The organism is Nonomuraea sp. 3N208, assembly GCF_052245935.1.
Taxonomy (GTDB): Bacteria; Actinomycetota; Actinomycetes; order Streptosporangiales; family Streptosporangiaceae; genus Nonomuraea.
In genome coordinates this window covers 301,162-325,147 of record NZ_JBQQBR010000002.1, presented here as the reverse complement: position 1 = coordinate 325,147, position 23,986 = coordinate 301,162, and the positions used below count along the sequence as shown (strand labels likewise).

The 23,986-nt window shown below is 69.4% G+C and carries 19 protein-coding genes and 1 tRNA gene; 11 read left to right on the top strand and 9 right to left on the bottom strand.

The window, feature by feature from the left end; translation table 11 throughout:
- The first annotated feature begins 14 nt into the window (after positions 1 to 14).
- The 4 genes from ACTWPT_RS03895 to ACTWPT_RS03880 all read left to right on the top strand — a co-directional run bounded on the left by ACTWPT_RS03895 (position 15) and on the right by ACTWPT_RS03880 (position 3,205).
- Positions 15 to 1,013 (top strand): branched-chain amino acid ABC transporter permease, encoded by a 999-nt coding sequence (locus ACTWPT_RS03895; RefSeq protein WP_443175822.1) that lies wholly within the window; start codon positions 15 to 17, stop codon positions 1,011 to 1,013.
- Positions 1,003 to 1,941, top strand: coding sequence for an ABC transporter ATP-binding protein (locus ACTWPT_RS03890; RefSeq protein ID WP_443175821.1), 939 nt, complete (start codon positions 1,003 to 1,005; stop codon positions 1,939 to 1,941). Before ACTWPT_RS03895 ends, ACTWPT_RS03890 begins: the two co-directional genes overlap by 11 nt.
- Positions 1,938 to 2,720, top strand: a complete 783-nt coding sequence (locus ACTWPT_RS03885) for an ABC transporter ATP-binding protein (protein ID WP_443175820.1) — start codon at positions 1,938 to 1,940, stop codon at positions 2,718 to 2,720. Before ACTWPT_RS03890 ends, ACTWPT_RS03885 begins: the two co-directional genes overlap by 4 nt.
- 62 nt (positions 2,721 to 2,782) lie before the next feature.
- A complete protein-coding gene (locus ACTWPT_RS03880) occupies positions 2,783 to 3,205 on the top strand; it encodes a hypothetical protein (protein ID WP_443175819.1) in 423 nt (140 codons plus the stop codon).
- 52 nt (positions 3,206 to 3,257) lie between these two features.
- On the opposite strand, the gene ACTWPT_RS03875 is transcribed toward ACTWPT_RS03880, so the two are convergent.
- Positions 3,258 to 4,556, bottom strand: a complete 1,299-nt coding sequence (locus tag ACTWPT_RS03875) for an ABC transporter substrate-binding protein (protein WP_443175818.1) — start codon at positions 4,554 to 4,556, stop codon at positions 3,258 to 3,260.
- Positions 4,557 to 4,741: 185 nt separating this feature from the next.
- On the opposite strand from ACTWPT_RS03875, the gene ACTWPT_RS03870 reads away from it, so the two are divergent.
- Entirely contained in the window at positions 4,742 to 5,584 is an 843-nt protein-coding gene (locus tag ACTWPT_RS03870) for a hypothetical protein (RefSeq protein WP_443175817.1), read from the top strand.
- A gap of 74 nt (positions 5,585 to 5,658) precedes the next feature.
- Here the strand turns inward: ACTWPT_RS03870 and ACTWPT_RS03865 are convergent, their stop codons facing one another.
- The gene (locus tag ACTWPT_RS03865) at positions 5,659 to 6,243 is read right to left on the bottom strand and encodes an ANTAR domain-containing response regulator (RefSeq protein ID WP_443175816.1); all 585 of its coding nucleotides are present in this window, start codon (positions 6,241 to 6,243) and stop codon (positions 5,659 to 5,661) included.
- A 110-nt stretch (positions 6,244 to 6,353) separates the two neighbouring features.
- Here ACTWPT_RS03865 and ACTWPT_RS03860 point away from each other — a divergent pair.
- A tRNA-Leu gene (locus ACTWPT_RS03860) sits at positions 6,354 to 6,436 on the top strand.
- A 171-nt stretch (positions 6,437 to 6,607) separates the two neighbouring features.
- Here ACTWPT_RS03860 and ACTWPT_RS03855 read toward each other — a convergent pair.
- Positions 6,608 to 7,336, bottom strand: coding sequence for an SDR family NAD(P)-dependent oxidoreductase (locus ACTWPT_RS03855; RefSeq protein WP_443175815.1), 729 nt, complete (start codon positions 7,334 to 7,336; stop codon positions 6,608 to 6,610).
- 71 nt (positions 7,337 to 7,407) lie between these two features.
- On the opposite strand from ACTWPT_RS03855, the gene ACTWPT_RS03850 reads away from it, so the two are divergent.
- From ACTWPT_RS03850 to dapD, 3 genes are all read left to right on the top strand, one after another.
- Positions 7,408 to 8,241 (top strand): LysR family transcriptional regulator, encoded by an 834-nt coding sequence (locus ACTWPT_RS03850; RefSeq protein WP_443175814.1) that lies wholly within the window; start codon positions 7,408 to 7,410, stop codon positions 8,239 to 8,241.
- A 77-nt stretch (positions 8,242 to 8,318) separates the two neighbouring features.
- Positions 8,319 to 8,741 (top strand): pyridoxamine 5'-phosphate oxidase family protein, encoded by a 423-nt coding sequence (locus tag ACTWPT_RS03845; protein WP_443175813.1) that lies wholly within the window; start codon positions 8,319 to 8,321, stop codon positions 8,739 to 8,741.
- Positions 8,742 to 8,795: 54 nt separating this feature from the next.
- Entirely contained in the window at positions 8,796 to 9,761 is a 966-nt protein-coding gene (dapD, locus tag ACTWPT_RS03840; protein WP_443175812.1) for a 2,3,4,5-tetrahydropyridine-2,6-dicarboxylate N-succinyltransferase, read from the top strand.
- Positions 9,762 to 10,089: 328 nt separating this feature from the next.
- On the opposite strand, the gene pyk is transcribed toward dapD, so the two are convergent.
- The 4 genes from pyk to ACTWPT_RS03820 form a co-directional block, all read right to left on the bottom strand.
- A complete protein-coding gene (pyk, locus tag ACTWPT_RS03835; RefSeq protein ID WP_443175811.1) occupies positions 10,090 to 11,520 on the bottom strand; it encodes a pyruvate kinase in 1,431 nt (476 codons plus the stop codon).
- 35 nt (positions 11,521 to 11,555) lie between these two features.
- Positions 11,556 to 11,906 (bottom strand): DUF2784 domain-containing protein, encoded by a 351-nt coding sequence (locus tag ACTWPT_RS03830; RefSeq protein WP_443175810.1) that lies wholly within the window; start codon positions 11,904 to 11,906, stop codon positions 11,556 to 11,558.
- Entirely contained in the window at positions 11,903 to 13,555 is a 1,653-nt protein-coding gene (locus tag ACTWPT_RS03825; RefSeq protein WP_443175809.1) for a S8 family peptidase, read from the bottom strand. Before ACTWPT_RS03825 ends, ACTWPT_RS03830 begins: the two co-directional genes overlap by 4 nt.
- A gap of 175 nt (positions 13,556 to 13,730) precedes the next feature.
- Positions 13,731 to 14,795, bottom strand: coding sequence for an aldo/keto reductase (locus tag ACTWPT_RS03820; RefSeq protein WP_443175808.1), 1,065 nt, complete (start codon positions 14,793 to 14,795; stop codon positions 13,731 to 13,733).
- An 84-nt stretch (positions 14,796 to 14,879) separates the two neighbouring features.
- Here ACTWPT_RS03820 and ACTWPT_RS03815 point away from each other — a divergent pair, with 84 nt between their 5' ends.
- Entirely contained in the window at positions 14,880 to 15,776 is an 897-nt protein-coding gene (locus ACTWPT_RS03815) for an MmyB family transcriptional regulator (protein WP_443175807.1), read from the top strand.
- Between the two features lie 33 nt (positions 15,777 to 15,809).
- On the opposite strand, the gene ACTWPT_RS03810 is transcribed toward ACTWPT_RS03815, so the two are convergent.
- Together ACTWPT_RS03810 and gltB are read right to left on the bottom strand one after the other, a co-directional pair.
- Entirely contained in the window at positions 15,810 to 17,288 is a 1,479-nt protein-coding gene (locus ACTWPT_RS03810; RefSeq protein WP_443175806.1) for a glutamate synthase subunit beta, read from the bottom strand.
- 14 nt (positions 17,289 to 17,302) lie between these two features.
- Positions 17,303 to 21,808 carry a glutamate synthase large subunit gene (gltB, locus tag ACTWPT_RS03805; protein ID WP_443175805.1) on the bottom strand — a complete coding sequence of 1,502 codons (4,506 nt, stop codon included), beginning with the start codon at positions 21,806 to 21,808 and terminating at the stop codon, positions 17,303 to 17,305.
- Between the two features lie 547 nt (positions 21,809 to 22,355).
- Here gltB and ACTWPT_RS03800 point away from each other — a divergent pair.
- Positions 22,356 to 23,975: a bis-aminopropyl spermidine synthase family protein gene (locus ACTWPT_RS03800; protein WP_443175804.1), complete on the top strand. Its 1,620-nt coding sequence runs from the start codon at positions 22,356 to 22,358 to the stop codon at positions 23,973 to 23,975.
- The last annotated feature ends 11 nt before the right edge of the window (positions 23,976 to 23,986 follow it).

The window sequence follows — 23,986 nt, the reverse complement described above, 5'->3', positions numbered from 1 at the left end:
GGGGGAGGATCAGAATGGACTGGATCACGATCATCAGCACCACGCTCAAGGCCGCGATCGGCGTCGAGACGGTGCTGTACGGAATCGCCGCCATCGGCATCAACGTGCAATTCGGCTACACCGGACTGCTCAACTTCGGCCAGGCCGCCTTCATGGGCGTGGCCGGCTACGGCATGGCCGTCACCGTCAGCACCTTCGGGCTGCCGTTCTGGCTCGGCCTCATCGTCGGCCTGGCCGCGGCCGTGCTCCTGGCGATCCTGCTGGGCATACCCACCCTGAAGCTGCGCGCCGACTACCTGGCCATCGTCACCATCGCCGCCGCCGAGATCGTCCGGCTCGTCTTCCGCTCAGTGGCGTTCAAGGGCGTCTTCGGCGGCTCCGACGGCCGGCGCGGCTTCACCGACGCCTTCTACGCCCTCAATCCGTTCTCCGAGGGGCAGTACGGCTTCAACCTCGGCCCCGTGCCCCTGTTCTTCAGCCACAGGCAGCTGTGGGTCGTCCTCGTCGGCTGGGTGCTCGTCGCCCTGTGCTGCGCCCTGGTCTACCTGCTCATGAAGAGCCCGTGGGGCCGCGTGCTCAAGGCCATCCGCGAGGACGAGGACGCCGTGCGCAGCCTGGGCAAGAACGTCTTCTCGTACAAGATGCAGTCACTCGTCCTGGGCGGCGTCATCGGCGCTCTCGGCGGCTTCCTCTACGGCCTGGCCTACGCCTCCGTGCAGCCCGACGTGTTCGGCACCGAGACCACCTTCTACATGTACACGATGGTCATCCTCGGCGGCGCGGCACGCGTGCTCGGCCCCGTCGTCGGCTCGATGATCTTCTGGGTGCTGCTGGTCCTCGTCTATGGCGTGTTCGCCGAGGCGGTCGGCGCGGGGTACATCACGTTCATGGACGTCAACCAGGTCGGCGCCATGCGCTGGATCCTGGTCGGCCTCGGCTTGATCCTGTTGCTCATCTTCCGGCCACAGGGCATCTTCGGTGACAAGAGGGAGATAGCAATCGATGCACGCTGAAACCACGACCACCGATCGCAAGGCCGCGGCCCTGGCGGCGTTCAAGGACCTGGCGCGCGAGCCCGGCGTGCCCAAGCCCGACCCCATCCTCGTGGTGGACAACGTGGTGCGCCGCTTCGGCGGTCTCACCGCCGTCGAGGTCGACCACATCGAGGTCCAGCGCGGCTCCATCACCGCGCTGATCGGCCCCAACGGCGCGGGCAAGACCACGTTCTTCAACCAGCTCACCGGCTTCGACACGGCCGACTCCGGTTCGTGGACCTTCAACGGGCGGTCCATGAACGGCGTGCCCGCCCACAAGGTGGCCCGCGCCGGCATGGTGCGCACGTTCCAGCTCACCAAGGCGCTCTCGCGCCTGACCGTGCTGGAGAACATGCGCCTGGGCGCTCAGCGGCAGCTCGGAGAGACCTTCTGGCGGGCCCTCATACCGTGGTTCTGGCGCGCCCAGGAGGAGGAGATCACCGACCGGGCGGAGGAGCTGCTGACGCGGTTCAAGCTCTTCGCCAAGCAGGACGACTTCGCCGGGTCGCTCTCCGGCGGCCAGCGCAAGCTGCTGGAGATGGCCCGCGCGCTCATGGTCAGGCCCGAGCTGGTCATGCTGGACGAGCCGATGGCCGGCGTGAACCCGGCGCTGACGCAGTCGCTGCTCGGCCACGTCAAGGACCTGCGCGAACAGGGCATGACGGTGCTGTTCGTCGAGCACGACATGGACATGGTCCGCGACATCAGCGACTGGGTGATCGTCATGGCGCAGGGCACGGTCATCGCGGAGGGGCCGCCCGAGACGATCATGTCCGATGAGCGCGTGATCGACGCCTACCTCGGCGCGCACCACGACGCGCCGCTGTCGGAAACCGAGCTCGAGGCCCAGCTCCACGAGGCAGAGGCGGCGCTGGAGGCCGAGATCGAAGAGGAGACGCAGAAGTGACCGTCCCGGAATCCAAGGCGGCCGTCACCGACCGCAGCGCCCACTTGGAGGGCGCCGAGGACGCCGTGCTGCGGTGCGACGAGCTGATCGCCGGCTACCTGCCGGGCGTCAACATCCTCAACGGCTCCGACCTCTACGTCAAGGACGGCGAGCTGATCGGCATCATCGGCCCCAACGGCGCCGGCAAGTCGACGCTGCTCAAGGCCATGTTCGGGCTGGTCAACATCCGCAGCGGCACAGTGCTGCTCAAGGGTGAGGACATCACGAACATGAAGGCCCACTCACTGGTCTCCCGCGGTGTCGGCTACGTACCGCAGTCCAACAACGTCTTCCCCAGCCTCACCATCGAGGAGAACCTTGAGATGGGCGCCTTCCAGGTGCCGGGGAAGTTCAAGGAGCGCTTCGAGTTCGTCTCCGAGTTGTTCCCCGCCCTCAAGGAGCGGCGCAAGCAGCGCGCAGGCTCCCTGTCCGGCGGTGAGCGGCAGATGGTGGCGATGGCCAGGGCCCTCATGACCGAGCCCTCCGTGCTGCTGCTGGACGAGCCCTCGGCCGGCCTGTCGCCCAAGCTGCAGGACCTGGTGTTCCTCCAGGCCCAGCAGATCAACAAGGCCGGCGTCACGGTGATCATGGTGGAGCAGAACGCGCGCCGCTGCCTGCAGATCTGCCACCGCGGCTACGTCCTCGACCAGGGCCGCAACGCCTACACCGGCACCGGGCGGCAGCTCGCCAACGACCCCAAGGTCATCGAGCTGTACCTGGGCACGCTGGCCAAGGCGTAAATCACGATCGAGACGGCGAAGGGGCTCCCCGCGGGGCCCCTTCGCCGTCTTTAATGTCCGGTGTGAAACGTCTGGCGGGAATAGCGCTCTCCCTGTCCGTCCTCCTCACGGGCTGCCAGCAGAACGCGCCCTCCACGGCCAAGTACAGCACCGGCGGCGACCCCGCCGACGACCCCTGCGCGCGCGTGGTCTCCGCCATCGGCTACGCCGGCCTGATGCTGGAGCCGAAAGGTCAGGAAGACGGCCAGAATTTCGAGGACGCCGTGATCGGCCGCCTGGCGGAGGCGCGCGGGATCACGCTGGAGTTCGGCGACCGGCTGCCCCGATCGCTGCAGGGCGCCGTGGCACGGTTCGAGACGGCGACCGCAGGCCTGTCCAGGAGCGACGTGCCGCGAGAGCGGCAGGTGGCGCTGCTGAAGCAGTACCGGGAGGCCGCCGACGAGATCGTGGCAGGGTGTGAAGGCAGCCGAACGCCGGCGTCATGAGCAGGCACGCGAAAGGGCCCGGTCAGGTGACCGGGCCCTGACTTGTGGCGATCTAGCCGGAGATGTTGCCGTTGCGGTACTCGAGCGCCTTGGCGGGGTAGGTGTTGTCCTTGCCGTACTGGTAGATGCCGATGGTGGCGACGGCCGGGTCACCGACATCGTTGAACTCGACCGGGCCGCTGACGCCCTCGTAGTCGATGTCCTTGCCGGCCTTCAGCAGGTCCACGCACGACTTGAAGTCGGTGCACTTCTCGCCGCCCTTGCTGACCTCGATCAGCTTGGCCGCGATGTCGACGCCCGCGTCGCTCTTGGCGGACTCCGCAGCCAGCGCGATCAGGTTCGTCGCGTCATAGGACTCGGCGGAGTAGGTGTAGTCCTTGAGGCCCTTGTTGACGCCCAGGAGCTTCTTACGGAACTCGTCAGGAGCCGCAGCACCGGGGTACGTGCCCTTGACACCGTCGAGCGAGCCCTTCGGAAGCTCGAGGAAGTTCTCGTTCGACATGTTGCCGTCGACCATGTACCACTTGTGCTTGTCCGCGGTCAGGCCCTGCTTGATCAGCTCGTTCACGACCTTGGTGGTCTCCTCGAAGCCGATCAGGACGATGCCCTTGGGGTTCTTCGCCTTGATCTTGGCAACGTCGGCGGAGAAGTCGGCGGCCTTCGGGTCGTAGTCGACGCGCTCGACCACTTCGCCACCGCCATCGGCGACGGTCTGCTGCACCTGGTCCGCCAGGCCCGTGCCGTAGGAGTCCTGCATCGCCAGGATGCCGACCGTGTCGTTGCCGTCGGACACGACGAGGTCACCGAGCACGCGACCCTGCAGCTTGTCCGGCGGCGCCGTACGGAAGTACAGCCCCCGGTCGTTGACCGTGCTGAGGTCGTTGGAGGTGTTGGCCGGCGAGAAGTGCACGACGCCCGCACCCGTGATCTTGTCGATCACCGACAGCGACACCGACGACGACGCCGCACCGATGATGGCGTCGGACTTCTGCGCCAGGAGCTTGTCCACCGACTGCGAGGCGATGTTGGTGGTCGTGTCGCCCGAGTCGGTGTCGAACTTCGCGACCGGCTTGCCGAGCACGCCACCGGCCTCGTTGATCTCCTTGAGCGCGAGGTCGACTCCCGCGAACTCGGGCGGGCCGAGCTGGGCGAGCGAACCGGTCTGGGGCAGCAGCGTGCCGAGGGTAAGAGTGCCGTCACCCTTCGCCGCGGGTGCCGATGAGGCGGGGGCCGCAGAACTTGGCGAAGTCTGCGTGGCGGTGTCGCCGCCGCCACCGCCGCAGGCTGTCAGGGCGAGGCTGGTGGCAGCCACGACAGCCAGCGCCCGCCCCACGGGAGCAATGCGGATCATGAAGTGTCTCCTTCAATCAGTTCGGGATCCCTCAGCACCGCTGAGCGTTCCCGATCGAATAACCGAAACGTACAAAACGTCGCGTGTTCCAACCAGATCCTGGGAGGAACTGTCGGCACTTGGATGCGGAGTCGTAATCAGTCCTCAACTTACGGACCTGGGCAAGGACGCTTAAAGTGCATCGAGTGAAGCGTTTTACTCGGGCTTTTGCCGTCGCCATGCTCGCCGCCGGTTGCTCCACGTCCGAGCCACCCTCGCCGCCTCCCGCCACACCGCCCGCCGGCGTATCCGTCTCACTGGTGCAGTGGCGCTCCGACGAGCCGTTGCACGCGCTCCACGTAGCCGTCCGCAATACGACGAACACGCCAGTGTTTTTCGCCGACCTCCAACTGGTCACGCCCTCGTTCAAAACGCTCCCCGCGCAAAAAACCGACGCCATCATCAAGCGGACCGAGCGTACGGACCTGCGCATCCCCTACGGCGCCGGCAACTGCCTGCCTCAGGGCCTGCCCGAGGTGCGCCCGGCCACGGTCGTGGCCCACCTCAGCACCGGCTCAGAACAGCCGCACAAGGTGGTCTTCAACGTCCCCCACCCCGACCCGCTGCTGGCCAGACTGCTGCGCGACGAATGCTCCGAATACCTGATCAGGCAGGTGGCCGGCATCGAGTTCGGCCCGGAATGGAAGCAGTCGGGCAAAGCCATGCTCGGCACGCTGGTGATCACCCGCCGCACCCCTGGCAACGTGACACTGAACGACATGGGCGGCACCACCCACTACATCGTCACGCCCGAGCACCGGCCGCTCGGCACGCTTGACGCCGGCCGGCAGCGGCTGGAGGTGCCGATCAGGCTCACTCCCGCCCGCTGCGACTTCCACGCCTTCGCCGAGGCCAAGAAGGCCTTCCTGTTCCCCGTGCGGGCGAGCGTCGACGGTGGCCAGGAGCGCGTGGTCATCGTGACGCCGCCCCAGCCGGAGCAGGATCGCCTCATCAAGTGGGCGGCCAAGGTGTGCGGCCTGGAGGGCTGACCGCCGGCCCGCCTCGCCGGCCTCACGAAACGGCAACCGGCACCCGGTGCGAGGCGGATCGCGGACGACCCCGCTCAGCCCCGCTCGGCCGTGTCGTCTATGACGATCTGGGCAACCTCACGCATGCTCAACCGCCGGTCCATGGACGCCTTCTGGATCCACCGGAACGCCTGCGGCTCCGACCAGCCGTGCTGCGTCATCAGCTGACCCTTGGCCCGCTCCACCAGCTTCCTGGTCTCCAGCCGCTCCGACAGGCTCGACACCTCGGCCGCCAGCGCCACCATCTCCTCGTGCCTGCTGACCGCCATCTCGATGGCCGGCACCAGATCCGCCTTCGTGAACGGCTTCACCAAATAGGCCATCGCCCCCGCGTCCCGTGCCCGCTCCACCAGGTCACGCTGGGAAAAAGCGGTCAGGATCAGGCACGGGGCGATCCGCTCCGCCACGATCCGCTCCGCCGCGGAGATGCCGTCGAGCACTGGCATCTTGACGTCCAGGATGACGAGGTCGGGCCTCAGATCGGCGGCCAGCCGGATCGCCTGCTCACCATCCCCGGCCTCGCCCACGACGACGTAGCCGTCCTCCTGGAGCATCTCCTTGAGGTCGAGGCGGATCAGAGCCTCGTCTTCCGCGATCACTACTCGCCGCTGCGTACTCACGAGCAGAAGAGTACCGATGTCCGGTACATTGGAGCCACGCTGGCGCCCCTGCAGCTGATCAACATTGGCGGTAGAGTGCGTCAACAATCCGGACAAGTCCGGATTTTTCAGCCGGAATGATGGAATGGCAGACATGGACGCCTCAAAAGCGTCTGCTCGAAAGGGCGTGCGGGTTCGAATCCCGCTTCCGGCACCGTAGCAACGCAAGAACCGTCAGTGACGTTTGTCGCTCTGGCCTCATACATCCTCGGGGTTTGTTCCACTCGGACGGCTGCCGGGCGTTGAATCTCGTCCGCCGCGCGCTCCCGAGCGGCGTCCACTGGCACGAGTATCCGCGCCCTCTACGTCGGCCCCGAATACTGATCTACCAGGGCACCGTCCCCGCGTCGTCGAAGAAGCCGCCCGTCGGGCCGTCCGCTGGGAGGGTGGCGAGTTCGACGACGATGGCGGCGCCCTCGGCGGCCGTGCGCGTGATCGGGAACGGCAGGTCCTTGGTGAAGTCGGTGGCGCAGGCGCCGGGGGCGGCTGCGTTGACCAGGATGCCGTCCTTGCGGAGCTCTTTGGCGTATTGGACGGTCAGCTGGTTGAGCGCGGTCTTGGACACCGGATAGGTCGCGGAGGCCGGCAGGCCGGACATGTAGTGATCGGGGTCGGTGTGGTGGGCGAGGGAGCCGACGCCGCTGGAGACGTTGACGATACGGGCCGCGGGTGAGCGCCGGAGGAGGGGCAGCAGGGCGTTGGTGACCATGAGGACGCCTATGACGTTCGTCTCGAACACCTCCCGCACGGTCCGGGCTGACGTCGCGCTGGGAAGCCCGTGCAAGGGGCCGGAGATGCCGGCGTTGTTGACGAGCACGTCGAGGCGGCCCAGAGCGGCGGCCGCGGCTTCGATGGTGGCCGGGTCGGTGACGTCGAGCAGGATCGACCGCACGTCGCCTCCTGCCGCACGCAGGCGGGCGGCGGCCTGCTCGCCGCGCGTGCGGTCGCGGGAGCCGAGCAGCACTGTCATGCCCTTGGCGGCGAGCCCGGCGGCGACCTCGTATCCGATTCCCTTGTTCGCCCCGGTCACCAAGGCGGTGGTTTTGTCGGTCATGTCGGGAAGCACATCACCGGGTGGCATCGGGGGGCCAACACCGGCTGGGTCATGGGCAATACCCTGAGGGTATGGAGACGCGCGAGCTGGCCTACTTCCTGGCGGTGGCGGAGGAGTTGCATTTCGGGCGGGCGGCAGAGCGGCTCGGGATGGCGCAGCCGCCATTGTCACGGGCGATCCAGAAGCTGGAGCGGCGGCTGGGGGTCAGGTTGTTCGACCGGTCCAGCCGCGGGGTCTCGCTGACCGCGGCGGGCGAGGTGCTGGCGAGGGAGGCGGCCAAGGTCCTCGACGCGGTGGCCGCGGCGACGGCGCGCACACGGCGGGCAGGGCGAGCCGATCCCCGGCTCGTCGTGGCGCTCAAGCCGGGCGGGGACGGCGGGCTGCTGCCGGACATCCTGGAGGCGTACCGCGCTCATCCGGACGCCGTCGAGGTGGAGCTGCTGTTGTGCGGGGTGGCGGAGCGGGCGCGGCTGGTCCGGGACGGTACGGCGGACGTGGCGTTCCTGCACATTCCGTACGAGGATCTGACGGGGTTCGACAGCGAGCCGCTCCGGGTCGAGGGCAGCGTGGCGATCGTCCCTCGGGGACACCGGCTGGCGGGGCGGGCGTACGTACGTGTGGCTGAGCTGGAGGCCGACCCGACCCCGTTGTGGCCGAGGCAGCATGCGGACATCAACGATCCCGCGACGCTGATGCAGCTGGTCGCGCTGGGGCGGCTGATCGCGATGGCGCCGGAGTCGGTGACGCCTCACCTGCGGCGTGACCTGGCGTGCGTGCCGGTCCTGGACGGCACGCCGACAACGGTGGTGCTGGCCTGGCCGGAGCGGACGCGGTCGCGGGCGCTCGCGGCTTTCGTCCGCACGGCCTCGGCCGTCGCCGAACGCCTGTCCCCCGCGCCGGCCTGACAACGGCGGCAGCTTTCGGGACCGCTCCCACCGGGAATAGCCGACTCGAGATCAACGAATACGGGGGGTGGGGCGGGATGCCGTTGAGCGTGGCGGAGCGGGAGGCGTTCCTGGCGGAGCCGCACATCGGGGGCCTGGCCGTCGAGGCGGGTGAGGGCCGGGCGCCGCTGGCGGTGCCCGTCTGGTACGACTACAGCCCTGGCGGGGAGGTCCGGTTCCTGACGGACGGCGACTCGGTCAAGGCGAGGCTGATCGCGAAGGCGGGCCGGTTCTCGATGCTGGTCCAGCGGGTAAGCCCGACTTATCGGTACGTCTCGGTGGAGGGGCCCGTCCTGCGTGCCGATCCCACGACGCTGGAGGACCTGACCCGCATCTCCGCCCGTTACCTGCCGCCTGATGCGGTGTCCGGCTATGTGCAGGGCTCGGACCTGCACGCGCTCGTGACGTTCAGGATGCGCCCGGAACGCTGGCTCTCGGCCGACCTGGGCGCCCTCGGCTGACCTGCCCCCGGCCTGATGGTCTGGCCTGAGCCGCGGACCGGTATTTTGGGCCCCGTGACGACTGCTATCGATCCCACCTCGACCGGCGCGTTCGGCGTCGGCCTCGCGACCATCGCCGCCGACGGCACCGTACTCGACATCTGGTTCCCTGCCCCTGAGCTGGGCGAGGCGCCCCTCTCGGGCACCGAGCGGCTGTCCGCCGCCGAGGCCGGTGAGCTGGCCTCGCTGACGGGCCCTGACGCGGCGCGGGGCGTGGAGGTGGTGGCGGTGCGCACCGGCATCGCCAAGCTGTCGGAGGCGCCCGTGGACGCCCACGACGTCTACCTGCGCCTGCACCTGCTCTCCGCCCGCCTGATCAGGCCGCACGGGGCCAACCTGGACGGCGTCTTCGGCCTGCTGGCGAACGTGGTGTGGACCAACTTCGGCCCGTGCCCCGTGCCGGACTTCGAGCAGACCCGCCTGCGGCTGCGGGCGAGGGGCGCGGTGACCGTCTATGGGGTGGACAAGTTTCCGCGGATGGTGGACTACGTGCTGCCGTCGGGCGTGCGGATCGCCGACGCCGACCGGGTACGCCTGGGCGCGCACCTGGCGAGCGGCACCACGGTCATGCACGAGGGCTTCGTGAACTTCAACGCCGGCACGCTGGGCTCGTCGATGGTCGAGGGCCGGATCTCGGCGGGCGTCGTGGTCGGCGACGGCTCCGACGTGGGCGGCGGCGCCTCGATCATGGGGACGCTGTCCGGCGGCGGCAAGCAGGTCATCTCGATCGGGCAGCGCTGCCTGCTGGGCGCGAACGCCGGCATCGGCATCTCGCTGGGCGACGACTGCGTGGTGGAGGCCGGCCTCTACGTGACGGCGGGCACGAAGGTCGCCCTCCCCGACGGCAAGGTCGTCAAGGCGGCCGAGCTGTCCGGCGCGAACGGGATCCTCCTGCGGAGGAACTCGCAGTCGGGCGCCGTCGAGGCGGTGCCCCGCACGGGCACCGGCATCGAGCTGAACGCCGCACTCCACGCCAACTGAGACAGCTTGTCGTCATGTTGTCGTGACGGGGGCTGGGGACCATGTCTCCCGGCCCCTACCGGGGCACTCGGAGCACGTGGGGCCGGGCTGGGAGCAGGCCGACGCGGCCTGGGAGCCGGCGGCAAGCGGCTCTTCCCCGCCGGCGGATGTCCTGGCCGGGGGCTCAGGGCCGGCGCACCACACCGGCCCAGCGGCGAACCACGGCCTCGGTCGACGATGCGCCGTTACGGCGGCGCGCCGGTGAAGCTGGTAACTGTCCCCCTGGAGGGCCGGTCACCAGCGTCGGCGGTTGGAGCCCACGTGGCTTGCCGTAAAAGAAAATAAAAATTTAGCTCGCGTGTGACACCGCCGAGCCGATGGTGTGGACGCGGAGGGCGTTGGTGGAGCCCGGGGTGCCGGGAGGCGAGCCGGCCACGATGACCACCTTGTCCCCCTTCTCCAGCCGCCCGAGCGACAGCAACGACGCCTCGACCTGCCGCACCATGTCATCGGTGTGATGCACGAACGGCACGTGGAACGTCTCCACCCCCCACGTCAGCGACAGCTGTCCCCGCACGTGGGGCGCCGACGTGAAGGCCAGCAGCGGGATCGGCGAGCGGTAGCGGGCCAGCCGCCGCGCCGTCTCGCCCGACATCGTGAAGGCAATCAGCGCCTTCGCGCCGACGATGGCGCCGACCTCGGCCGCGGCCCGCGCGATGGCGCCGCCCGTGGTCTCGGGCATGCGCTCCAGCGTGTGGGTGGCCCGCAGGGAGGAGGCCTCGGCGGCGCAGGCGATGCGGTCCATCGTGGAGACGGATTCGATCGGGTAGTTGCCGACTGACGTCTCGCCCGACAACATGATCGCGTCGGCGCCGTCCATGACGGCGTAGGCCACGTCGGAGGCCTCGGCGCGGGTGGGGCGCGGGGCGCTCATCATCGAGTCGAGCATCTGGGTGGCGACGATGACCGGGCGGGCCTTCTCGCGGCACAGTTCGATGATGCGCCGCTGCACGATCGGCACCTGCTCCAAGGGCAGCTCGACGCCGAGGTCACCGCGGGCGACCATGATGCCGTCGAAGGCCTCGATGATTTCGGGGAGGCGGTCGACGGCCTGCGGCTTCTCGATCTTGGCGAGCAGCGGCAGGCGCACGGCCTCCTGCTCCATGATGTTGCGCACCACGTCGGCGTCGGACGGGCGGCGGACGAAGGACAGGGCGATCATGTCGAAGCCGGTGCGCAGCGCCCAGCGCAGATCGGCCTCGTCCTTGTCGGTCAGCGCGGGCGCACTGACGTTGACGCCGGGAAGGTTGAGCCCCTTGTTGTCGGAGATCATGCCGCCGATGACGACGCGGGTGACGATGCGATCGCCGTCGACCCGGGTCACCTCGAGCACGAGGCGGCCGTCGTCGACCAGGATCGTGTCACCGGACCGCACGTCGTAGGGCAGCCCCTTATAGGTGGTGGAGACCTGCTCGCGGTCACCCGGCACGTCTTCGGTGGTGATGGCGAAGACGTCGCCGAAGCCGAGCCTGACGGGGCCCTCTTCGAAGGTGCCAACCCGGATCTTGGGGCCCTGCAGGTCGGCGAGCACGCCTACGCCGCGGCCGAGATCGGCCGCCACTCTCCTCACCCGGTCGAAGACCTCTCGGTGCAAGTCATGGTTGCCGTGGCTGAGGTTGAACCGCGCCACGTCCATGCCCGCGGCGATCAGCTCGCGGAGGCGTTCTTCGGACGATGTGGCGGGGCCTAGGGTGCAGACGATTTTCGCGCGACGAGTCACGAGTCCTACCTTAATTGGTACAGACCACTTGGCAGTCACTGACGCCGGAGAACGTACCCGACGTAAGAGAACAGCACGAGAACGACTACCCCCAGGCGTGCCAAGTTCGTGTACGCCTCTGGGTAGATCACGCCCTCGATGTAGTGGTCGATGAAGCCGGACGCCGGCAGCCCTTCTGTCCCGGCCTGCCGCCGCCCCCAGTCCTCGGCCAGTGTCAGCGGGCACTCTACCCCGGTGACGATCGAAAACACGCCCCAGGCGGCCACGGCGAGATGGGCCCAGATCGTGCGCCGCCACCGCCAGGCCAGGAACCCACCCACCGCCATGTAGGCGAGGAATAAGAAGTGCACCACCATCGCGGCGTCCGCGACAAGGCGATACATCATGGTTCGAAGGTAGCCGCCTTCCAGGCGTCCACCATGCCATGGCCGTAGAAACCGTTACGGGATTGGTTCCCTTCGCACACGTGCGTGTCGGTCTGCCCGTAGGCCTTGTAGACGTACTGGCGGGGTGTCGGGCACGCCTTCTGGACGGCGCTCTTGTAGAGCAGGTCCTCGAGGTTGGCGGGGGGGAGGGCGAGGCCGCCGGTGCCGGGCTTGCCGAAGCGGCTGATGAGGATGGCGGCGACGCCGGTGGCGTGGGGGGCGGCCATGGACGTGCCGTCCAGGTACTGGTAGTAGGAGCAGGGGCTGCGCGTGCAGTCGCGTACGACGTCCGCGCCCTTGGGGTTGCCCGAGGCGTCGATCCGGCCGGCGGCGCGCAGCACGCGCTCGGGAGCGGCGCCCAGGATCGACCGGGTGGCCTTGGCGCCCGTGCCGTCGAGCACGTCGCCGCCCGGGGCGGACAGGTCGGCCTGCTCTACGCCGTAGTCGCTGTAGATGGCCTTGCGCCCGGAGGGGCCGAGCGAGGAGACGGAGATGACGCCGTTGGACTCGGCGGGCACGTTGATGCAGGAGTTGTCGACCCTGCGGACCTTCTGATCGCCTTCGGGGTATCCGGGGCTCTTGTCGTCGACCGCGGGTCGCCCGAGGTCGGTGGCGCCGTTGCCGAGCGCGGAGAGGAGCGTGACGCCCTTGCCACGGGCGTAGTCGATCGCCCGCTGCATGCCGGTGATGATGGCCTGCTGCTCGAGCTGCTGCTTTCTGGTGTCGGATCTGTTGTTCGCGCAGTTGAACAGCCAGGGGTCGACGAAGTAGCTCATGTTGACGGCGTCGACGCCGATGTCGGCGGCGTACGTGAGCGCGTCGAGGCTGGGCTTGAGGAAGAAGAACCCGGAGTCCTGGCCGGCCCGGATGCTCACCAGCCGCACGCCCGGGGCGACGCCGGCGATGCCTATGCCGTTGATCGGGGCGGCGATGGTGCTGGCCACGTGGGTGCCGTGGCCGTCGTCGTCCTCATCGATCGGGTCCTTGCAGTCCTTGGCCTCGCAGGGGCCGTCGAGCGTCTCGCCGTTCTCGTCCTTGGGCTTGTCGATGACGAAGTTGCGGCTGAGCTCGCGGTCGAAGTTGGCGGCGATGTCGGGGTGCTTGCCGTCGATGCCGGTGTCGATGATCCCGACCAGCACCTGCTTGCTGCCGGGCACCTTGGTGTTCGCCCGGTCGGCGCCGATCATCCGCATGTCCCACTGGCGGCCGGCGAGCGGCTCGCCCGCGTGGCTCGCGATGAGCGACGACGCGTCGGGGAAGGCCGCGGGCCGGGTACGGCGGGCCGTGGCAGAGCCGATGACCCGGTCCGGGGAGACGCCGACGATGGCCGGGTCGGTCCCCAGGTTCTCTGCGAACTTGCTGCCGCCGCCCTGGGTCAGGAGATAGCCGAGCCTGACGTCCTCCCCCACGGTGGTGCCGCCCGCGCGCTCGACCGCCGCCAGCGCCTGCTGGTGCCGGCCCGTGGCGTAGAAGACGAGGTAGTCGGCGTGCTGGACGGAGGGGGTGGCCGGCTTGCCCTGCGTGCCGCGCTCTGCGGGGAGCGTGGGTGAGCAGGCGGCGAGCGCGACGACGGCGGCCAACGCCGTCATGCCGGAAGCGACTCGCCGCATTGTTCCCCCATCCGCCGACTTGCCGCAGAACCTGCATCTTCCCGACACTTACCGGCTGATGCAACTTAGCGATGAAATTTCGGTCGATAGGGGCGAAACAGCAGCATCGGCCGCACCAGCTCGGCCCACCGCCCGCTCCACCAGCGTGAACAGCACGGTTGATAACGGCGGTGGGTCAGCGGGTGAGGTCGATCTCGACGCCGCCGAACATGACCTGGCGCGGCATGGGCGAGGCGAGGAAATCGTGCGGGAAGCCGAGCTCGATCCGGCTCGCCTCGTCCAGGGCGGCCAGCTGGCTCTCGCTGAACGTCACGTCGAGCGCGCCCAGGTTGTCCTCGAGCTGCGCCAGCGTGCGCGCCCCGACGATGGGAGCCGTCACGGCGGTATCGAGCGTCGTCCAGGCCAGCGCGACCTGTGACGGCTTCACGGCCAGCTCTGCGGCGACCTGCTTGACCACGTCGGCGATGTCCAGGGCACGCTCGGTCAGCGCGCCGTTGGCCGCCGCGACGTTCTTGCGGGTCCCGGCGGGATCCGCGGTGCCCGCACCCGCGTCGAGGTCGGCTCTGGTGTACTTGCCCGTCAGCACGCCGCTGGCCAGCGGCGACCACGGGATGACGCCGAGCCCCATCTCGCGAGCCATCGGGATGAGGTCGCGCTCCACCGTGCGCTGCGCCAGACTGTACTCGATCTGCAGGGCGATCAGCGGCGCCCAACCCCGCAGCTCGGCGATGGCCTGCATGCGGGAGACCTGCCAGGCGGGCGTGTCCGAGATGCCGACGTAGAGCACCTTGCCCATCCTGACGAGGTCGTCCATGGCACGCAGGATCTCCTCGGCCGGGGTGGTGAAGTCCCAGGCATGCAGGTAGAGCAGGTCGATGTAGTCGGTGTTCAGGCGCCGCAGGCTGGCCTCGACCGACTGGACCATGCTCTTGCGGTGATTCCCGCCGGAGTTCGGGTCACCCTGCCGCCTGGCCATGGTGTACTTCGTGGCGATCACCACTTGCTCGCGCCGGCCCGACGCGAACTCGCCGACCAGCGTCTCGGCGGTGCCTTCTGTGTATTGGCTGGCGGTGTCGACGAAGTTGCCGCCCCGGTCCAGGTACGTGTCGAAGATCCGGCGGGACTCGTCCTTGTCCGAGCCCCAGCCCCAATCCGTGCCGAACGTCATGGTGCCGAGCGCGAGCGGGGAGACCCGCAGCCCGGAACGGCCCAGCAAGCGGTAGGTGTCAAGAGTCGTCATGCCTTCCAGGCTGCTCCGCCCACCAGGCGCGGAGAAGGGAAAGCTCTTCCTGGGACGGGCTATCCCAGGCATAGGATCGAGATGATGATGAGCACCGTGGACCAGACCCGCGAACTGGCGGCCTTCCTGCGCACCCGCCGCGAACGCCTGGATCCCCGCGACGTCGCGCTCCCCGCCCGCCGCACCCAGCGCCGCACCCCCGGCCTGCGCCGGGAGGAGGTCGCCGAACTGGCCGGCGTCAGCGTCGACTACGTCATCCGCCTGGAGCAGGGCCGTGGCCTGCGTCCTTCCCCTGAGGTGCTGGAGGCGCTGGCCGGGGCGCTGCTCCTGAGCGAGGACGAGCGGGTCTATCTGTTCGACCTCGCCGAGCAGCGGCCGACCGCCCGGCGCACGGCGCCCCGGCGGGCCACCGCCGACGAGGCCGGCCCGGTCTCCCGGCTCGTCCTCGACCTGTCCCCGCTGCCGGCCATGCTGCTCAACCACCGGTTCGACATCATCGCGTGGAACCCGGAGATGGCCGCCCTGGTGGTCGACTTCGACGCGCTGCCGCCGGAGCAGCGCAACAGCATGTGGCTCTGCGTGCTGCACCCGGGTCTGCGCGACTTCTACCGCGATCGGGAGCGCACGCTGCGCGAAGGCATCGCGGACCTGCGGGCCGCGTGGGCGGCCCACCCGGACGACGCCGCCCTGTCGGAGCTGATCGACGAGCTGACCTCCGGTAGCGAGGAGGTCGCCCGCCTGTGGGCGCTGCGCGACGTCCGCGTGAACGGCCGGGGCAAGAAGCGGCTGCGGCATGCCACGGCCGGTCCGCTGACCATCGAATACGAGGTGCTGGCCCCGCTGCAGGCTCCGGGCCAGCGGCTGGTCATCTACCGCGCCGCCGACCCGGCCTCCCAGCGCGCTCTGGACGCCGTCACGGCCACGTGCGGCCGCGCGAGACCTCTCGTGAGCGCCGAAGCCCCGGCGGCCGGACGCGCCTGACGGCGGCGCGCCCGGCGGCCGGGGCAGGCGAAATCAGACCAGCGGGCGCGCGGTCGGCAGGATCGGGTACGGCAGCGCCGTCTCCCCGGTCAGGTGCCGGTCCACGCCCGAGGCGGCGGCACGCCCCTCGGCGATGGCCCACACGATGAGCGACTGCCCGCGGCCCATGTCGCCGGCCACGAACACGCCGTCCACCTTGGACATGTACGTCTTGTCGCGTGAGACGTTGCCCCGCTTGTCGTAGAAGCCGTCACCGCCGACCTCGGCCAGGTCCTGCAGCAGCGAGCCCTTCTCGGGGCCGAGGAAGCCCATGGACAGGGCGACCAGCTCGGCCGGGATCTCCCGCTCGGTGCCGGGGATGGGCTTGAACCCGGCCTGCGGTCCCTCGACCTCGACCAGGCGCAGCGCCCGCACGTTGCCGTCGGCGTCGCCGACGAACTCGGTGGTGGACACCGCGTACACCCGCTGCCCGCCGCCGTCGGCCAGCTCCTCGTGGGCGCTCTCCATCTTGAACAGGATGGGGAACGTGGGCCACGGCTGGCCGCCGGGCCGGGACGCGGGCGGCTGCGGCATGATCTCGAGCTGGGTGACGGACTTGGCGCCCTGCCTGATCGCCGTGCCGATGCAGTCGGCGCCGGTGTCGCCGCCGCCGATCACCACGACGTGCTTGCCCTCGGCCGAGATGGGCGGGACCGCGTAGTCGCCCTCCTGGACCTTGTTGGACAGCGGCAGGTACTCCATCGCCTGGTAGATGCCCTTGAGCTCGCGCCCGGCCACCGGCAGGTCACGCCACTGGGTGGCGCCACCCGCCAGCACGACCGCGTCGAACTCCTGGCGCAGCTCTGCCGCGGTGACGTCGACTCCGACGTTGACGCTCGTGCGGAACTCGGTGCCCTCGGCCCGCATCTGCTCCAGGCGGCGTTCGATGTGCCGCTTCTCCATCTTGAACTCGGGGATGCCGTAGCGCAGCAGGCCGCCGATGCGGTCGGCGCGCTCGAACACCACCACGTCGTGCCCGGCCCTGGTGAGCTGCTGGGCGGCGGCCAGGCCCGCCGGGCCCGAGCCGACGACCGCGACCTTCTTGCCGGTCTTGACGGCCGGGGGCTGCGGGGTCACCCAGCCCTCGGCGAACGCCCGGTCGATGATCTCGACCTCGACCCGCTTGATCGCCACCGGGTCGGAGTTGATGCCGAGCACGCACGCCGCCTCGCACGGAGCCGGGCAGAGCCTGCCCGTGAACTCCGGGAAGTTGTTCGTGGCGTGCAGCCGCTCGATCGCCTCGCGCCAGTCGGTGCGGTAGACGAGGTCGTTCCACTCGGGGATGAGGTTCCCCAGCGGGCAGCCGTTGTGGCAGAAGGGGATGCCGCAGTCCATGCAGCGGGCCGCCTGCTTGGTCAGCTTCTCCTGCGAGAAGTCCTGGTAGACCTCACGCCAGTCGCTGATGCGCACGTCGACAGGGCGGCGCGCCGGCAGCTCCCGGTCGTGCGTGAGAAAACCCTTGGGGTCAGCCATTCGGTACGCCTCCCTTAACCCTGAACCGCAGCCGCCATGACGGCCTCGTCGATGTCTCTGCCTTCGATGCGGGCGGCCTCGGCGGCGGCCAGCACCCTCTTGTAGTCCGTCGGCATGATCTTGCTGAACCTGCCGACCGCCTCGTCCCACTCCGCCAGCAGCTGCTTGGCCACCGGCGAGGCGGTCTCCGCGAAGTGCTTCTCGACGGTCTCCTTGAGGAACTCGGTGTCCTCTTCGGTGAGCTCCTCGATGGCGACCATCTCGCGGTTGACCCGCTCGGGCTTGAGGTCCAGCAGGTACGCGATGCCGCCCGACATGCCGGCCGCGAAGTTGCGCCCGGTCGGGCCGAGGACGACAGCCCGGCCGCCGGTCATGTACTCGCAGCCGTGGTCGCCCACGCCCTCGACGACCGCCGTTGCGCCGGAGTTGCGCACGCAGAACCGCTCGCCCACGACGCCGCGGATGAACACCTCTCCGGACGTGGCCCCGTACAGGGCGACGTTGCCGGAGATGATGTGCCCGTCGAGCGGGGCCTCCTCGTGCGGGCGGACGGTGACCCGGCCGCCGGACAGGCCCTTGCCGAGGTAGTCGTTGGCGTCGCCGGTCAGCCGCAGCGTGATCCCGCGCGGCAGGAACGCGCCGAACGAGTTGCCCGCCGAGCCGGTGAAGGAGATGTCGATGGTGTTGTCGGGCAGGCCCTTGCCGCCGTACCGCTTGGTGACCTGGTAGCCGAGCATGGTGCCGACCGTGCGGTTCACGTTGCGGATGGGCAGCTCCAGCGTGACCGGGGTGCCCTCGTTGAGCGCGCCCTCGGCGAGCTGGATGAGCGTGTTGTCCAGCGCGTGCTGCAGCCCGTGGTCCTGCTCGATGACCCGGTGCAGCGCGGTGCCGGCGGGCAGCTCGGGCTGGTGCAGGATCGGCGACAGGTCGAGCCCGCTCGCCTTCCAGTGCTCCTCGGCCGCCGTCATGTCGAGCAGCTCGACGTGCCCGATCGCCTCGTCGAGCGAGCGGAAGCCCAGCTCGGCCAGGTATTCGCGGATCTCCTCCGCGATGAACTCGAAGAAGTTGACCACGAACTCGGGCTTGCCGGTGAAGCGCTTGCGCAGCTCGGGGTTCTGCGTGGCGACGCCCACGGGGCAGGTGTCGAGGTGGCAGACCCGCATCATCACGCAGCCGGAGACGACGAGGGGCGCGGTGGCGAAGCCGTACTCCTCGGCGCCGAGCAGCGCGGCGATGACGACGTCGCGGCCGGTCTTGAGCTGGCCGTCGACCTGGACGACGATGCGGTCGCGCAGGTCGTTGAGCAGCAGCGTCTGCTGGGTCTCGGCCAGGCCGAGCTCCCACGGCGCGCCCGCGTGCTTGAGCGAGGTGAGCGGCGAGGCGCCGGTGCCGCCGTCGTGCCCGGAGATGAGCACCACGTCGGCGTGCGCCTTCGACACACCCGCGGCGACGGTGCCGACGCCGACCTCGGCGACCAGCTTCACGTGGACCCTGGCCTCCGGGTTGGAGTTCTTCAGGTCGTGGATGAGCTGGGCCAGGTCCTCGATCGAGTAGATGTCGTGGTGCGGCGGCGGCGAGATGAGGCCGACGCCGGGCGTGGAGTGCCGGGTCTTGGCGATCCACGGGTAGACCTTGTGGCCGGGCAGCTGGCCGCCCTCGCCGGGCTTGGCGCCCTGGGCCATCTTGATCTGCAGGTCGGCGGCGTTGACCAGGTATTCGCTGGTGACGCCGAAGCGGCCGGAGGCCACCTGCTTGATCGCGGACCTGCGGGCGGGGTCGTAGAGCCGCTCGGGGTCCTCGCCGCCCTCGCCGGTGTTGGACTTGCCGCCGAGCTGGTTCATCGCGATGGCGAGCGTCTCGTGCGCCTCCATCGAGATGGAGCCGTACGACATCGCGCCGGTGGAGAACCGCTTGACGATGCTCTCGACGGGCTCGACCTCTTCGATCGGGATCGGGTTGCCCTTGCGCAGCTTGAACAGGCCACGCAGGGTCATCAGCCGCTCCGCCTGGGAGTCCACGAGGTTCGTGTACTCCTTGAAGATCTCGTAGCGGCGGGTCCTGGTGGCGTGCTGCAGCTTGAAGACGGTCTCGGGGTTGAACAGGTGCGGCTCACCCTCGCGCCGCCACTGGTACTCGCCGCCGACCTGCAGCCTGCGGTGGGCGTTCTCCACGCGGGGGTAGGCGTGGCGGTGCCGCTGCGCCACCTCCTCAGCCAGCACGTCGAAGCCGACGCCGCCGAGACGCGAGGTGGTGCCGGTGAAGCAGGAGTCGATGACCTCCTGGCTCAGGCCGAGCGCCTCGAAGATCTGCGCGCCGGTGTAGGAGGCCACCGTCGACACGCCCATCTTGGACATGACCTTGATGACGCCCTTGCCGTACGCCTTGATGAGGTTGCGCACGGCCTTGCGCTTGTCGAGCTGCAGGACGCCGGTGTCGACTAGGTCCTCGACGGTCTCGATCGCCAGGTACGGGTTGATCGCGCCGGCGCCGTACCCGATCAGCAGCGCCATGTGGTGGCACTCGCGGGCCTCGGCGGTCTCGACGACCAGGCCGATCTTGGTGCGGGTCTTCTCCTGGATCAGGTGGTGGTGCACCGCGCCGGTCAGCAGCAGCGACGGGATCGGCGCCAGGGTCTCGGAGGAGCCGCGGTCGCTGAGCACGATGATGCGCGCGCCGTCGGCGATCGCCTGGGACGCCTCGGCCCTGATCTCCTCCAGGCGGCGCAGCAGCGCCTCGCCGCCGCCGGCGACCTCGTACAGGCCGCTGATGACGTGCGGGTGGAAGCCGGGCAGGTCGTGCTCGTCGTTGATGTGGATGATCTTGGCGAGCTCGTCGTTGTCGATCACCGGGTACGGCAGCACCAGCTGACGGCACGAGCTCGGCCCCGGGTCGAGCAGGTTGCCCTCAGGCCCGATGGTGCTGGCCAGCGAGGTGACCAGCTCTTCACGGATGGCGTCCAGCGGCGGGTTCGTGACCTGCGCGAACAGCTGGGTGAAGTAGTCGAACAGCAGCCGCGGCTTCTCGCTCAGCACGGCGACGGGCGTGTCGGTGCCCATCGAGCCGATCGGCTCCTGACCGACCTTCGCCATCGGCGACAGGATGATGCGCAGCTCTTCCTCGGTGTAGCCGAAGGTCTGCTGCCGCTTGACGAGCGCCTCGTGGGTGGGGATCTCCCGCTGGCGGGCCGGCAGCTCCTCGAAGCGGACCAGGCCGGCGTGCAGCCATTCCTCGTACGGCAGCTCGGCGGCCAGCTCGGCCTTGATCTCGTCGTCCTCGATGATCTTGCCGCGCGACGTGTCGATGAGGAACATCTTGCCGGGCTGCAGGCGGCCCTTACGTACGACGTCCTCGGGCTTGATGTCCAGCACGCCGGCCTCGGAGGCCAGCACGACCAGGCCGTCGGCGGTCACCCAGAAGCGTCCCGGGCGCAGGCCGTTGCGGTCGAGCACGGCGCCGGCCAGGGTGCCGTCGGTGAACGTGATCGACGCGGGGCCGTCCCAGGCCTCCATCATCGAGGAGTGGAACTCGTAGAAGGCCCGGCGGGCCGGGTCCATCTCCGTGTGGTTCTCCCAGGCTTCCGGGATCATCATCAGCACGGCGTGGGGCAGGCTGCGTCCGCCGATGTGGAGCAGCTCCAGGGCCTCGTCGAAGCTGGCGGTGTCGCTGCCATCCGGGTCACAGATGGGGAAAAGTCGCGAAATATCGCCCGGGATGTGAGTGGAGGCCAGCATCGCCTCACGGGCCCGCATCCAGTTGCGGTTGCCCTTGACCGTGTTGATCTCGCCGTTGTGGGCGATGTAGCGGTATGGGTGGGCCAGCGGCCAGCTGGGGAACGTGTTGGTGGAGAAGCGCGAGTGCACCAGCGCGATCGCGCTCTCGTAGCGCTCGTCGGACAGGTCGGGGAAGAACGGCTCGACCTGGTCGGGCGTGAGCATGCCCTTGTAGACGATCGTGCGCGCCGACAGCGAGGGGAAGTAGACGTCCGCCTCGTGCTCGGCCCGCTTGCGCAGGCAGAACGCCAGCCGGTCCAGCTCCAGCCCCTCGAGCTCGTCGGGGCTCGACACGAACAGCTGGGCGAAATGCGGCATGACGGCCCGCGCGCTCGGCCCCGGCAGCTCGCGGTCGACCGGCACCTCACGCCAGCCGAGCACGGTGAGGCCCTCCTCGGCCGCGATCTCCTCGATCAGGCCCGTCGCGACGCTTCTGGCCTGCTCGTCGAACGGCAGGAAGGCGATGCCGGTCGCATACGCGCCCGCGGCGGGCAGCGCGAACGGCACGGTGACGCGGTAGAACGCATCCGGGATCTGCGTCAGGATCCCGGCTCCGTCGCCGGTGTCCGGCTCGCTACCCTTGGCCCCCCGATGATCAAGATTGCACAGCGCCGTCAGCGCCTTGACCACGATCCCGTGCCCCCGGCGTCCCGCGACGTCGGCGACCATGGCGACACCGCAGGCATCGTGCTCGTTGGCGGGGTGGTACAGGCCCTGGGGCTCGGGGAACCCGAGGTGGGCAGCAGGCATTGAATCCCTCCCGTCGTCATCGTCTGTCTCAAAACCGGCTACAGGCGGGGACGACGTTGGCCCTGCTGCATATCGTGGGTAGAGGTTACCGCACCCTGCCGGAATGGTGCCCGCCACGTCCGCATTGCGAACATTCGAACCCGTCCCAGCATCCGAACTCTCTATCCCAAACCTCGGGCGAGGGCGGCGAAATTCCCGATCTGAGCAGCGATTTACGCCACAGGGAGCGATTTCCTTCCGCCTCCCGGCCGGCCACGCCCACACCGCTGCCGATCACCCGATACCCCTTCCCCCGTCGCCACATACGCTCCCTGTCACCCATGCAGAGCCTTGCCGCCACGTCGTTCCCGCCTATCCCTAAACCCTCTTTTGTTCGTCTTCGCACTCTTCTTCCCTGCGATCCCTTGAGCCCCTCTCGCCGCGGGCGAACGCGGAACGCACGGGATGCCGGGACGACCCAGCCCGGCCGGAAGCCGGCGGTCGGGCGGGATCCCGCCTGCCTGCCGCACAGCAGAGACCGGCCCTGCACCCTCGATAGGGTTGAACCATGGAGCAGGTCGGTGCGGAGCGTGACAGCGTAGGGCAGGACCGGACGGAGCGGGAGGGCCTGGAACGGCTGCTCGACGCCGCGGGTGCGGACAGCAGGCGGCTGCGGCACGCGTTGGCGCTCCTGTGCGACGGGCAGTGGTGGACGCTCGCGGAGCTGGTCAGGGCCGGCGCCACGTCGAGGCGTACCATCGAGACCCTGCTCCGCGAGCTCCATTTGGAGCAGGAGGGGGACCGCTTCCGGGTGCCGCTCACCCACACCCCCGACTATCAGGACCTCCTCGCCGTGGCCCCGCCGCCCGAGGACCCCGTGGCCCACCTGGTCCCCCACTACGCCCACGTGCTGGAACGCCTCACCGCACTCGTCGCCGGCGCCCCACACGCCCGTCACGTGCTGGACCACGTCTCCGCCACGCCGGACACCGTGCTGCGACGCGCGCTCCTGCTCGGCGCCCGCTTCTGGCTCCCGGGCACGCGCCTGCTGTGCGTCGGCGACCACGACCTCACCTCGCTGGCCGTCAAACTCGTCCACCCGGAGACCGACGTCACCGTGGTGGACCTCGACGAGCGCATCCTCGCCTACATCGACGACCAGGACCTGGGCGTCCGCACCCGCTGGGCCGACCTGCGCCTCGGCCTGCCGGCCTCGGCCCGGGACCACGACCTGGCGCTCACCGATCCCCCGTACACGCCGGAGGGCACCGGCCTGTTCGTGGCACGCGCCGTGGAGGGGTTGACGGACGAGGGGCGGGTGTTGCTGGCGTACGGGGCGAGCGAGCGCACCCCGATGCTGGCCTTCAAGGTGCAGCAGGCCCTGTCGGAGCTCAACCTGACGTACGAGGCGATCTACCCGGATTTCAATCGCTATTTCGGCGCTGAGGCCATCGGCTCCGCCGCTGACCTGTACATTCTGCGCCCCACCACCAAGACGCGTCCGGCCGTGACATCCCGTCTGAGCCGCCTGACGACCGCCATCTATACTCAGGGCCCCCAGTCGGTCGAATCCGCCCAGACCACCGTCTCAGCGCCGCACAAGCCCCGCCCGGCCTCCCCTCCCACCCCTGACCTGCCGCCGGACTTCGACGCTGACCTGCTGGTGGGCGACTGGCCGAAGGGCCTGAGCCAGCCCCGCGTCAAGCTGTCGACCTGGCTGGCCAAGCCTTACGCGGCCGCCGTGGACCGCGTGGCGATCGCCGTGCCGCCCGGTCTGGAGGCCGCGCTCCCCCGCCTGCTCCTGGCCACCCGCGCCGCCCACGTACGCATACTCGGGACCTCGCTACCGCCCGTCCCCGACGTGCTGGCCGCCGTCTACAAGCTCAGCGCAGACGCCGGTTCTGTCGACGCCGTACGCCTCCCGTCACCGGAAGACGACGCACCTGGCGTGCTGCGCAGGATCCTGGACAACGGACACGCCAAGCTGGCCAACACGTGGCGTGAGGGGCTCATCGCCGTGACCCGCGTCCAGGGCACGACGCTCACCAAGAACGAGGCTCGCACCCTCATCCGCGAGGCCGCCCCGTGGTCGGACGACCTCACCCCGCTGGAAGCTCCGCTCCACCGCCTGGCCGCCCTCCCGCAGGCGGTCGCGGCGACGATCTCAGCCCTCACCACGACGACCTGAGAACGCTCACC